Annotated in this window: 11 protein-coding genes; 1 reads left to right on the top strand and 10 read right to left on the bottom strand. The window is 49.9% G+C overall.

Annotation, left to right across the window (positions count from 1 at the left end):
- Window positions 1–2: 2 nt before the first annotated feature.
- The 4 genes from dnaK to IT415_01815 form a co-directional block, all read right to left on the bottom strand.
- The gene (gene dnaK / locus IT415_01830; GenBank protein MCC7543428.1) at window positions 3–1,919 is read right to left on the bottom strand and encodes a molecular chaperone DnaK; all 1,917 of its coding nucleotides are present in this window, start codon (window positions 1,917–1,919) and stop codon (window positions 3–5) included.
- Entirely contained in the window at window positions 1,919–2,443 is a 525-nt protein-coding gene (locus IT415_01825; protein ID MCC7543427.1) for a nucleotide exchange factor GrpE, read from the bottom strand. The genes dnaK and IT415_01825 overlap by 1 nt, the downstream gene beginning before the upstream one ends.
- Window positions 2,443–3,138 carry an HTH domain-containing protein gene (locus tag IT415_01820; protein MCC7543426.1) on the bottom strand — a complete coding sequence of 232 codons (696 nt, stop codon included), beginning with the start codon at window positions 3,136–3,138 and terminating at the stop codon, window positions 2,443–2,445. Before IT415_01820 ends, IT415_01825 begins: the two co-directional genes overlap by 1 nt.
- A gap of 197 nt (window positions 3,139–3,335) precedes the next feature.
- Entirely contained in the window at window positions 3,336–3,926 is a 591-nt protein-coding gene (locus tag IT415_01815; protein ID MCC7543425.1) for a hypothetical protein, read from the bottom strand.
- A gap of 148 nt (window positions 3,927–4,074) precedes the next feature.
- Here IT415_01815 and IT415_01810 point away from each other — a divergent pair, with 148 nt between their 5' ends.
- Window positions 4,075–4,764, top strand: coding sequence for a CHAP domain-containing protein (locus IT415_01810; protein ID MCC7543424.1), 690 nt, complete (start codon window positions 4,075–4,077; stop codon window positions 4,762–4,764).
- A gap of 214 nt (window positions 4,765–4,978) precedes the next feature.
- Here IT415_01810 and IT415_01805 read toward each other — a convergent pair whose 3' ends face one another.
- The 6 genes from IT415_01805 to tilS all read right to left on the bottom strand — a co-directional run bounded on the left by IT415_01805 (window position 4,979) and on the right by tilS (window position 13,044).
- Window positions 4,979–5,704 (bottom strand): hypothetical protein, encoded by a 726-nt coding sequence (locus tag IT415_01805; GenBank protein MCC7543423.1) that lies wholly within the window; start codon window positions 5,702–5,704, stop codon window positions 4,979–4,981.
- Window positions 5,705–5,748: 44 nt separating this feature from the next.
- Window positions 5,749–6,273, bottom strand: coding sequence for a hypothetical protein (locus IT415_01800; protein ID MCC7543422.1), 525 nt, complete (start codon window positions 6,271–6,273; stop codon window positions 5,749–5,751).
- 2 nt (window positions 6,274–6,275) lie between these two features.
- Window positions 6,276–8,054: an elongation factor 4 gene (lepA, locus tag IT415_01795; protein MCC7543421.1), complete on the bottom strand. Its 1,779-nt coding sequence runs from the start codon at window positions 8,052–8,054 to the stop codon at window positions 6,276–6,278.
- Between the two features lie 8 nt (window positions 8,055–8,062).
- Entirely contained in the window at window positions 8,063–9,667 is a 1,605-nt protein-coding gene (gene murJ / locus IT415_01790; protein MCC7543420.1) for a murein biosynthesis integral membrane protein MurJ, read from the bottom strand.
- A 197-nt stretch (window positions 9,668–9,864) separates the two neighbouring features.
- Window positions 9,865–11,721 carry an ATP-dependent zinc metalloprotease FtsH gene (gene ftsH, locus IT415_01785; GenBank protein ID MCC7543419.1) on the bottom strand — a complete coding sequence of 619 codons (1,857 nt, stop codon included), beginning with the start codon at window positions 11,719–11,721 and terminating at the stop codon, window positions 9,865–9,867.
- Entirely contained in the window at window positions 11,722–13,044 is a 1,323-nt protein-coding gene (gene tilS / locus IT415_01780; protein MCC7543418.1) for a tRNA lysidine(34) synthetase TilS, read from the bottom strand.
- Window positions 13,045–13,066 lie beyond the last annotated feature (22 nt).

Raw genomic sequence — 13,066 nt, 5'->3', positions numbered from 1 at the left:
GGTTACTTCTTATCGTCGACGATTTCGCCTTCTTCGGCGTCGTCAGTCTTATCATCCTTCTTTTCGCCGTCTTTGTCACTCTTGTCACCCTCACCAGCCGATGCAGCAGCTTCTTCGGCTTTGTACATAGCTTCACCGATCTTCGTGAGCTTATCTGAGAGATCTTGGGTCAGCTTCTTGAGCTCCTCGACATCTGGTTCATTCTCGCCCAGCTTATCCTTCAGTACTTTAGCAGCCCCCTCGACATCTTTCTTCACGGTCTCGTCGACTTTGTCACCAGCGTCTTTCAGACTTTTCTCGGCGGTGTAGATCATGGTGTCAGCGTGGTTCTTAGCTTCGACCTGCTCTTTTTTCTTCTTGTCCTCCTCAGCATGAGCCTCGGCATCTGCCTGCATCTTTTTGATTTCATCATCACTCAAGTTACTCGAGTTCTGGATCGTAATGTGCTGTTCTTTATTGGTTGCTTTATCCTTAGCGGTTACACTGACGATACCATTAGCATCGATGTTGTAGCTGACTTCAATCTGCGGTACGCCACGAGGAGCTGGCGGTATACCATCGAGCTGGAAGCGACCGAGGATCTTGTTATCAGCAGCCATCTCGCGCTCGCCTTGTAGCACAACGATCTCTACGCTCGGCTGGTTGTCACTGGCGGTCGAGAAGACCTGCGTCTTACTAGTCGGGATGGTCGTGTTGCGATCAATGAGCTTGGTCATAACACCGCCCATCGTCTCGATCCCAAGTGAGAGTGGGGTTACATCTAGGAGGAGAACGTCCTTCACTTCACCACCAAGCACACCACCCTGGATCGCAGCACCAATAGCCACAACTTCGTCTGGGTTCACACCCTGGAGTGGCTTCTTGCCGAAAAATTCTTCGACTTTCTTCTGTACGAGCGGCATACGAGTCATGCCGCCGACGAGAATCACTTCATTGATGGCACCCTTATTAAGGCCCGCATCTTTGAGCGCAGCTTCACATGGCTTGAGAGTATCTTCGACAAGCTTACCGACCAGTTCCTCGAGCTTCGCGCGTGAAAGTGTGAGATTCATATGCTTCGGTCCGCTCGCATCGGCCGTGATGAATGGGATGTTAATCTCTGATTCTTGGGTAGTCGAGAGCTCGATCTTTGCTTTCTCAGCAGCTTCCTTCAAGCGCTGCATCGCAGCCTTGTCCTGCTTGAGATCGATACCCTGATCTTTTTGAAATTCTTCAACCAGCCAGTTGATGATCGCGATATCAAAGTCGTCACCGCCGAGGTGCGTGTCGCCGTTGGTGGACTTTACTTCAAAGACACCGTCACCGAGCTCAAGCACCGACACGTCAAAGGTACCGCCACCGAGGTCGTAGACTACGATCTTTTCTTCTTTTTTCTTATCGAGTCCGTACGCTAATGCAGCAGCGGTTGGCTCGTTAATAATGCGCTTCACTTCGAGACCAGCGATCTTACCAGCGTCCTTCGTTGCCTGGCGCTGTGCGTCATTGAAGTACGCTGGGACAGTGATCACAGCCTCAGTCACAGTATCGCCGAGATATTTCTCAGCATCTGCTTTGAGCTTAGCGAGAATCATGGCGCTGACTTCTTCTGGCGTATAATCTTTATCGCCCATCTTCACCTTCACATGGCCATCTGCCTTGACGATCTCGTATGGCATGAGTTCCATGTCGCGCTTGATCTCTGGGTCATCGATCGTGCGGCCGATAAGGCGCTTGACTGAGAAGATCGTGTTGTCTGGGTTAATCACGGCCTGGCGCTTCGCCACTTGTCCGGCGAGGCGCTCGCCATTTTTGTTCACAGCACCGATCGATGGAGTGGTGCGCGCACCTTCAATATTAGTGATGACGGTTGGGTCGCCACCTTCCATCACAGCCATTGCTGAGTTCGTTGTACCGAGGTCAATTCCGATAATCTTTGCCATTATTTTTCTCCTTCTTGCTTAGCTTCTTTTTGCTCATTTTCATTTCCTTGCGATACCTTCACGCTAGCCGGGCGAACGGTCTGTCCCTGTATCTGATAGCCCGGCGTGAGAACTTCAGCGATAGTCTCCGGCGGATGATCCGAAGCTATGCGCTCGAGAGCATCCATCGTCTCATGATTAAATTCCTCACCGATCTGCGGGGTGAATTTCTTGACCCCCATATCATCGAGGATCTGCTCGAGCTGAGTACCGACATAGCTCATCCCCTGTGCCCACGGGTCATTCTGCAAATGGTCTGGTAGGTGTGTAGCCGCTCGATCAAAGTTGTCGAGCGCGGGCAGCAGATCCGTGAGTACCGCAAGCTTCGCACTATTCATGAGCTCTGCGCGCTCACTGGCGACTCGCTTCTTGTAGTTTTCGAAGTCTGCTTGCACGCGCTGGAGATCAGCCGTCAACTCCGCCATCGGGTCTTTCTTCGGGAGTTTCGGTGCCTTTGCTGCAGGCTTGTTCTTATCTGGTTTCATTATTGGAGAACCTCCTCTAGTTTCTTACCGGTCAGTTCGACGAGCGCTGTAACTTTGGCATAGTCCTGGCGAGTAGGCCCGACGATACCGATCGCGCTATGCAAGCTATATGGGCTCTCGAATCGTGCCACCACCATCGCCATCCCACTGGTACGCGCAAATGGATTTTCGCGACCGATGAAGATTGCCAGATCTTCATCCGGACTTTGCTCTAAGAGCCAGGACGAGAGAGAATCAAGATACCGTGCGGCCGATGCTGCTCTCAAGCTATCAGCGAATTCTGGCTGCGAGAAGAGTTGGTGCAAACTATGAAAATAAACGGTGTCGGAGAGCGTTGCAAAAGCAGTGTTACCGGTCATCTCTGAGAGTGTTTCGGTAGCGATCTTCACCGCTCGATCCACATGATCCCGTAAGCTTGCTACGCGCTTCTCTACCGTCAACTCATATCGAGGCTTCGCATCTGGCTCGGCAAGATTGTTTACATAAAAACGATAGCCTTTATCTGTAGGAACTCGTCCAGCCGAAATGTGGGGCTGATAGATGTAGCCATCTCGCTCCAAGGCTGCCATTTCGGAGCGAATCGTCGCGGATGACACATCAAATTTCTTCAGTAGAGCATGCGAACTCACCGGCTCAGCACTCTCTGAATACTGACGAATAATTTCGGTCAAAATTGCTACTTGGCGTGGTGTCATCATAACTTGTGAGTTTGGGCCGAGACTAACCGCGCAAAAACCTACTTGGAGGATGGTTTTAAGCAGTGCACTAGGCCAGTCTCGCGCTTTTCTACCCAAACGCTACACACATATTAGCACTAATTGTAGTCGAGTGCCAACACAATCATTGTAAAAAAGTTAGCACTCCCATGTCAAGAGTGCTAACTTGCAATCTTCTAATTTTGTTTAAATGTAGCTAATATATCACGAAATACCTGTCGATCGGCCTGTTCGTTCTTCGTATTGCCAGCAAAAATAGATGCCCATTTACCTCGATAGCCCTCACCTGGAAGTGAGATGTGCAGGTCTAGCTTGCCATCTTTATAGCCACAGAAGACCCCTTCATCCTGCGACCGGTCGCACACAGTATCCTTCTGTTCTTCAATCAAGAAAATTGTGCCATCTTCGTTGTAGCCATATCTCCACGTCGCATCTGCGATAAAACCCCTGCCGCCAGATTGTATGTCAATCGTGATAAAATCACCAGCTTCCGATTCAAAGCCTGCGTATTCATCGCCGGCAACCCCACTAGGTCTAACCTCTCTCCACCCGAGAGGAATAGAGATACTAAAGTTGTTCTTCGTAATTCTTTGAAAACCATCCTGATTTGAATTAGGCGCCAAAGAGGGTAAAACTGTAGCTTCTAGCTGCTGTTCAAGCTGGGCACTCTGTTTTGGTCGCAGCGCGTAGTACGCCAGCCCGCCGATCACTACGAGGACGATAACGATAATTATTGCTAGATGCGCAAGCCCAGGTGGTTTCCTCATGGTACATACCTATTAATCACTGAAATTATAACATAAGCATCTTCAGCTCATTCTCAACCGCCACCAAAAGTAGCGAATAAACATTGTAAAATACTCAATAAAGTGATACTATAGTCAATTCTGCTTATTTGAGTGGAGTTTATATATAATGCAATCGAACACCGCATCCCAGGAACAGCGCGAGCTGCTCAGGCAATATGAGCTCTCACTGCACCGTCGTCAGGACGGGCCGATTCGCCGTATCCAAAACTTCTTTGCAGAGAATACTCGCATCAAGGCCACCCTTATGATCATGGTGTACTTCGTTGTATTCGCTGTATCATTCCAAACCAGTCGAGCTGACTTTGAGCAAACTACTTCCAAATACCTCGAGGCGAATAACCTCCAGACAAGTCAGTCTGTGCCAAGTACCCGAGTAGTCACCCGATCTGTAACCCCGACTCCGAGCCCGTCCGAATCAAGTACCTACGCCGATGCCCTCACACTCCCCGCCACCGATAAGCCGAGTGAAGACAAACCAAGTACCGGTATGCAATATACTGCCAGCGGATATTCCTACGGCCACTGCACCATGTATGTATCCAAGCGCCGTCCGATCCCACAAAACTGGGGCAATGCTCGCGACTGGCTTCGTAGGGCGCAAGCGGCTGGGTTCACCACCGGAGAGTACGCCCGACCAGGCGCAATCGCTCAGACCACCGTCGGACGCTACGGTCATGTCGCATACGTCGAACAAGTGCAGGAGGGCAAAGTCTACGTCAGTGAAATGAATTATGTCGGCTGGAATCGCTTGAGCTACCGCTGGGCTGACGAGTCTGAATTCAACTACATCTACTAAGGTAGCGTGCCGATTGGTTCGTTATAGCTTGCAAGCGAATTGGCGTACATTTGCTGGAGATTTGATAAGCGTATCATTGCAAGATCAGCTGTATCACGTACATAGGTGTAATACAGTAAGCAAAGCGCAGCCAAAAAGAGCCAGCGAATTTTCATATTCTTTCTATTGTGCGAGCTCAAGCAATTTGCGCGCAAGCATGGAGCAGAATGATGGACTAGTAGCTAAACGACTCGAAAATCTTACGAGCTGTTGCAACATTTGGATCATTCTTGAAGGTGTCATAGCCCATGAACTTACTAGTCGATCCCAGCTTGATAGCGTCCGCTTCAGACAGCGGGTAGCCGCCCGTAGCCATAATGAGTCCCGGCTGATTGTTGTTTAATTTGTTTGTACTATTCTTACCGGGCAGCGTACAAAGGCCGATGCATTCATATATAGTCTGCCCATCGAGATCGGCTCGCATAGCACCGATACCACTTGCGCCCTGAGAGGTACCAAAAATGCTCACGCCTGTCTTCTCTCCAAGAATTGTGGTATACGTAGTTTCAAATGCCTTACAGTCTTCACATGACCCGCCAATCCCCCAGACATTCGTACGCACAGTGACAGCAAACCCGTCCGGCGATGTCAGAGTCACCTTATCGTAACTGCCTATGCTTGGATCAACCGCCGAAGTATCAACGACTTTCCAATCAGCCGGATACTTGAGGCTAAACTTTTCATACTTGAGAGTCATGCTCTTCCAACCGGAGTATGGGCCTGAAGTCGGAGTTGCCATTACGCCAGCCGCCGGATCCGTCGAAGGTGCGGCAGCTTTTGGCTTACCCCAAAAGGCATACCAGACGACCAGGCCAATTATTATTAGTATAAGTACAATGATTATAAGCATTGATGCCTCGCCGTACGGTTTATAGCGATGAGTATTCTTTATTGAAAACATACGTAGATTCCTCTTATGACTATGAGTCTACTCGCTTAGAGAGATTACGCCAATGGCTGCTCGTAAATAATCCGGGTCGCAGCGCCGAAACCCCCTGACTCAACCAGCGCAATGCGATCAAATTCTAAAGCTTTTATCGGTGACGGCGGGAGCTCCGACACACCCAGCATATCTACGCCAATAGTGAGATGAGGCGTACGTTGTGTATATTTGTCGAGATCAGTCTGACCGACCTTCGAAGTTATTGCCTCGTGTACAGTTCTAGTGAATGCCTTCAGCTCATCGGGCCCTTCGATACGAGCCATAATGTAACCGCCATTTGCGCCTTCATTTTCGTATACTATCCCCTCGACTGCGCAATGTACTTCAGGTAAAAATACATCATCGAGCAAGTGCCAAACTTCTTCAGCGCTGGCCGCACCATCAACCTCCCAGGCAACAAGTGTAATGTGCGGCAAATGATCCGCATCAAGACGATAGCCGTCCCCCTTCATCGGAAGTGCTTGCGAATATTGCGTAAGCCGCTCACTTTGTTCGGACTTAGGCAAGAGTGCGATACGTACTTTCATATCTAGTCACCCTTCTTAATAAGTTGCATAAACACATCACTCGGGATCGAAACTTTTCCAATCTGCTTCATGCGTGCCTTACCTTTCTTCTGCTTCTCCAAGAGTTTCTTCTTACGTGATACGTCACCTCCATAGAGCTTGGCGGTCACATCCTTACGCAGCGCCGAGATGTTTTCGCGAGCAATAAACTTCGCACCAATCGCTGCCTGCACCGCCACTTCGAAGTTTTGGCGCGGAATGAGTTCTTTGAGCCGTTCGCATAGTTTGCGACCAAACACCTCTGACTTCGAGCGCGCCACGATTGCACCCAGCGAGTCAACTCGCTCACCGGCAAGCAAGATATCAACGCGCACCAGATCACCCTCATGATATTCGTCCCACTCATAACTTAAGCTCGCAAAACCCGATGTCTGACTCTTCAGGTCATCATAGAAGTCGGTAATAATCTCCGCCAGCGGTGCCGTAAAGCCAACCACAGCACGTGTCGGATCAAGATATTCTAGCTTCGTCTGCCGCCCACGCGCATCGATAACAAGCTGCAGGATGCCGCCAATATACTCTGCTGGCGTCACAACTTCGCCCTTCACCCAAGGCTCAGCGATCGAATCAATAGCGCTCGCATCTGGCAGTGCGCTCGCCTGCTCAATCGTCAGCTCATCCCCATTCGTAAGCTTCACCTTATAGCTCACACTTGGACTCGTCACGATCAAATCAAGATCAAACTCTCGCTCCAGACGCTCCTTGATAATCTCGAGATGTAAGAGTCCGAGAAAACCAATGCGCATACCAAACCCGAGCGCTGCTGAGTTTTCGGTCGTAAACGTCAGCGACGCATCACTCAGTGCCAGCTTTTCAAGCGAATCTTTGAGCTTCGGATATTCTTCTTGGCTCGTTGGGTAGAGACTAGCAAAAATCAGCGGCTGGACTTTTTTGTATCCCGGCAGAGCCTCAGTCTTCGGGGTCAAACCAAGCGTCACCGTATCGCCGACGCGAGCGAACTGCACCGACTTAATATTGGTCGTAATAAACCCTACTTGTCCGGTAGTCAGTGCCGGATCTTCGACGCGAGCCGGAGTGAAGTGCCCAACCTCGAGCGCCAATGACGCGCTTCCGGATTGGATCAAGCGTATTTCTTGGTTCTTCTTAATCTGTCCATTCATGATGCGTACATAGAGAATAACGCCACGATAGCCGTCGTAAAGCGAGTCAAAGACAAGTGCTTGCGTCGGCGCATCTACGTCACCTTTTGGTGCTGGCACTTCATCCACCAGTCGATCGAGCAGCTCGTGAATACCCTCGCCCGTTTTGGCGGAGATCTTACTGACTGTCGACGGCTCAACACCGAGCAACTGTCCAATCTCGGCAGCCACGCGATCTGGCTCGGCAGCAGGTAGATCGATCTTATTTGCAACCGGAATAATCTTGAGCCCAGCTTCGATGGCCATGTATACATTTGCGAGTGTTTGAGCCTGTATCCCCTGCGTTGCATCGACGACCAAGATCGCACCTTCGACAGCCTCAAGCGATCGACTGACCTCATAACTAAAGTCAACGTGCCCAGGCGTATCAATTAGATTGAGCTCATGATCCTTCCACTGCATCCGCGCCGGCTGGAGCTTAATGGTGATACCCTTCTCCTGCTCGAGTTCCATTGTATCGAGCAACTGCGCACGCATGTCTCGACCCGCGACAGTACCCGTCTCTTCAAGCAGGCGGTCAGCCAGGGTCGACTTCCCATGATCAATATGGGCAATTATACAAAAGTTTCTAATATTCTTCATAAGCCCCCTTAGGCACCAATATTCCGACGCAAGCGATTCAAATACCTACGCTGAGTATAGCGCACGACCGTCCGTATTTCATCCAAGCGCAGGAGCCAGCAAACCAATAAGTACGCTCCGAGTCCGACAAGCGAAACGATGAGGAACTTCGGTCCAAGCACTCGCCAGCCACGCTCATCACGGAATAATGGGAAGTAATTCGTGATCAATATGTACATCACCCCCGCCATGGCGATCGACGCCATAACCATACGTACTCCACCCTGAATGATGTTGCGTAAACCAAAGCTACCGATCTTTCGGCGCAGTAAGAGTAGCAAGATGATCAGCTCCAGTGTTGTGACAGTCGACAATGACATGGCGAGCCCAAGCACCCCATACTCAGCAGACAAAATGTAACAAAGAATAATATTGAAGCCAAAGGTTGCCAAGCTCGTATAGAGCGGCGTCTTAGTGTCTTCAAGCGCATAAAAAATACGAGCCACAATAAAGAACACGCTTTGCGATACAATCACCGCGGCTAGCCAGCCCAGCACATCTGCAGTCGTTTGATCACCAAAGCCCAACAACAAGCGAACGATATATCCGCGCATAATGATCGCGATCGCAGCCGACGGCAGCACAAAAAAGAGCACGAAACGAATCGTTTGCACAATTTGCGATGGCAATCGTGATTTATTTTTTGACTTCGCCGCCCGGATCAACGACGGAAAGACCGCCGTGGAGATAGCTCCACCAAACAAGCCGAGGGGCACATTCTTGAGATTATTCGCGTAGTAGTAACTAGTCAGTGACCCTGCCGCAAGCTGTGAACCAATCGCAGTGACGACTATTGTATTGATCTGTTCGAGGCCGAGATCGAGCGACCGAGGTACCATCAGTTTGAATATTCGCATTACTGCTGGGTGCCACAATTTCACGGACAAATGATAACGAAAACCAAGACCTATAATGCCAATGAACTGCATAATGGCTTGCAGCGCCGTGCCCGCAACCACACCATACGCGACGCCATATATTGGAGTCTGAAAAAACTGCTCAAAAAATACAATTCCTATTATGATACCGACGTTATAAAACACGCTCGCCAGCGCGAAAAGAATAAAACGCTGAAACGACTGCTGGATCGCCCCCAGTACAGACGATATCCCAAACAATAAAGGCGTGACCAGCATAATGCGCGTCAGATTGACAGTCAGGTGAAACCGTTCAGGATCAAATCCCGGAGCAATGATACGCACCAGCGGCTCAGTCCAAATGAAGGTCGCTAGACCTAGAATAATGGTGAGGATAATGATGAGATTGAGTACAATACTCGCAACTTCCCAGGCTTCGTCAATTTTCTTGCGCTCGATGTAGCCGACGAAAACCGGAATAAACGACACTGCGAAAGCACCAGACACTAACAAAGTAAATAATAGGTCTGGGATCCTAAACGCAGCCGAATACGCATCTGTCTGAGCAGACAAGCCAAAGTTTGAAGCCAATAATCGATCTCGTACCAGACCGAGTAATCGACTCGTCAGATACGACAGCGAGATAAGCAGCGCCGCCATAGAAATAGAGCGCTGCTTATTGATGCGATTGATGATGGCTTTGACGGAGTTTCTCATAGTTTTTCTTTGGAAGCGCACACAAAGATACCGTGTGAGCATAAGTTTTTTAGCTCATACGAAGATTGGTCGCCCTTTATACGTCACGCACAGTGACTGGCGACCAACCTCTCGCATGAATCTCATGCACTTTCCTTACTATTGTACCTCGATCATCTCGGGTCGGCTAGCGTTTCTCCGAAGAATCTGCGATGATCCTAAACTTCACCCTCCACCGCAGCTACTCCCTTTGGGTCCTTCTTTTTCTTCTCAAGTGACTCAAAGAGTTTCGCGAATTCTGGGCCTTCAATAGTCTCCTCTTTCATTAGTTTCTCGGCAATCAAATCGAGTTTCTTGCGATGCTTGGCAATTGTCTCTTCGGCGCGCTTCGAGGCATCAATGATAATCTTCTGAACTTCGTCGTCAATCTTATCTTGAGTTTGCTCTGAGTAATTCCTCCCCTCGGAGAATGATTTGCCTAAGAACACCGAGCCTTCAGGGTGTCCGAAAACTTGGTTGGTAAGTGTTACGCCCATACCATATTCGGTTATCATGCGGCGAGCTAAGCCGTTCGCGTGCTTGAGGTCAGACTCGGCACCGGTCGTGATGTCACCGAAGATGATCTTCTCAGCCGTGCGACCACCAAGACTCATCGTGATATCGTCTAAGAAGTCAGCCACCGAATGCATATGCTTATCCTCGATTGGCAAGCTCCACGTCACACCACCAGCCATGCCACGTGATACGATTGACACCTTATGTACTGGGTTGCAGTTAGGAAGCAAGTGTGACAACAGTGCATGACCGGCTTCGTGATAGGCGGTGATTTTCTTCTCGGTATCATTGAGCACATGGCTCTTGCGCTCCGGACCAAGGGCAACTTTCTCAACAGCTTCATGGAAGTCAGACTGCTGGATCTTCTTGCGATCCTGGCGAGCCGCAAAAATCGCAGCCTCGTTCGTAATGTTTGCCAAGTCAGCACCCGACACGCCTGGTGTTTTGCGAGCAATCTCCATCAGGTCTACTGAACTATCAAGCGGTTTTTGCTTGGTATGCACTTCGAGAATTTCTGCGCGCTGATTCATGTCCGGCAAGTCAATCGTCACACGGCGGTCAAAACGACCTGGTCGCAAAAGAGCTGGATCTAGTACATCCGGTCGGTTAGTCGCAGCCATCACGATCACGTTTGTACCCTGCTCAAACCCGTCCATCTCTACCAAAATCTGGTTGAGTGTTTGTTCGCGTTCATCATGACCGCCACCCAGGCCGGTACCACGCTGGCGTCCAACCGCATCAATTTCATCAATAAATATAATACACGGTGAGTTTTTCTTAGCCTTCGCAAACAGATCTCGCACACGACTTGCACCAACGCCAACAAACATTTCGACAAACTCCGAGCCGGAAATAGAGAAGAACGGGACGCCAGCCTCACCGGCGACAGCTCGCGCCAGAAGTGTTTTACCAGTACCCGGCGAGCCAAACAACAGCACCCCCTTCGGAATCTTGGCGCCGAGCGCTTCAAACTTCTGTGGCCACTTCAAGAATTCCACGATCTCTGACAGCTCTTGCTTGGCTTCGTTCGCACCAGCCACTTCTGTAAAAGTTACTTTTTCTTTCTCGATACCAGCTACGCGCGCTTTGGATCTGCCGAAGCTCATAGCTGCATTATTCTGACCTTGCGCCTGACGCATGACAAACCAGAAGAACCCAATGATCATCACGACCGGCAAGAAAGTAAAGACAGCATCTAGCCAACGACTTGAGCCATCATCCGGATTTTTGGGCTCGACGGTAACCTTAGAATAATCAACCCCATAATCTTTGAGTGATGCTGAGCTTTCTTTAAAAGCCTCCTGCTTCCCTCCCCCCTTAAGGAAGATCGTTAGCTTATCGCCATTCAACTCAATCTTATCAACTTGTCCTTGATTCACCTGTTCGATAACTTTTGAAATCGAGACGGATTGTGGCTTCGATTGAGTACCGTCACCAACTATTCCCAGCATGACCAGCACGACGAGTGCGATAATGATATACCACGTGTTACGTGGAATGCGCTTCAAGAATTGCATCATTTATACCCCTTTCACTGCTACTGCCAACGTATCTTTGTCCGGCACAACCGCGTATCGTCGATCACGTACAAGACCCGGGATGAGCGCGATATCGTTTGTAGTCGAAACAATCAGCGGCCACACCAATCGATCACTTCGTGGCACTTTATTATCAACAAAAATGTCCTGTACTTTTTTCGAGCCGGCCATGCCTAAAGGCTGTACTCTATCACCAGCTTGCCAACGACGGACATAATATTCACCAGCAGCTAAGTGATAAGCTTCATCATCTGCTCGATGACTTGGCATCATGTGTAGGATGAATCGACCAAATGCGACAGGTTTTTGCGCCATGAGCGGTAAGTGGTCATCGATAAGCTCAATATCAACCGGCGCAGTACTGACAACGAGGTTCACTCTATCATATTCTCGGGTCAGCATCAAGCCAGGCAAAGCCTCCGTAAAGCTGCCGGTCGGGGCAGTACGCACCCATTGCTCAGCCGCTCGAAGATTGCGCTGCGTAAGACCTTTTCCGGCATGTAATCGGCGTGCAACATACGCCAATAGCTCTGTGAGTACTGGTGAAGTAAGTTGCTGTAAGGCAGCTAGTCGAAAACTATAGCCCGTACCATGCTCGCTACCGACCTGATCCAATACCTGGTCAAGCAAGTTATCTACTCGCCGGTTGACTGCCTCAAGATGATTCAGCCAGTTCGTAAGATTATGATGATAATAAGGATCCCACTGCGGCACTTGACCCAACAGCTCGTGACGGATCAGATTGCGCGTGTATGCAGTGTCGGCATTAGATGGATCTTCTCGCCACTGTAAGTCGCGCTGATGCGCATAAAGCAGGATGTCTCCTCTGCGAAATGCCATAATTGGTCGAATGATGTCGGTATGTCTTGCTCGCAAGCTGGTCAATCCATGCCGACCACTTCCACGAATCGCATGCCAAATCGCCGTCTCGAGCCGATCATTGGCATGATGCGCCGTAACAATCGCTAGGGCATCATGTGCCTTCTGCATTTCGCGAAGCCAGGCATAACGCCTATCACGCATGGCGCTTTCACTCAAGGCAGCCGCACGCAGTCGATTGGTCACAAATTTATGTCCATATTGATCGGCCGTAGCCCCGACATACATCGCTACCTGATCTGATCCTGGTCGCTGCGCATGATCTAGGTGGGCCACAATGAGCATCCACCCCCAGTTTGGCGCCAAACGCGATAAAAGATCAAGCAAGACCATCGAATCTACCCCGCCAGAAACGGCGACGATATATGTTTTGTGCGCGGGCAGCAAATCACGCTCCTCTAGCTGTTGTACAAAACGCTCAAGCATACTAGCTACTATTGTACGGCCT

The organism is bacterium, assembly GCA_020854115.1.
GTDB lineage: Bacteria > Patescibacteriota > Saccharimonadia > CAILAD01.
This window is presented reverse-complemented; position numbering and strand designations above follow the sequence as displayed.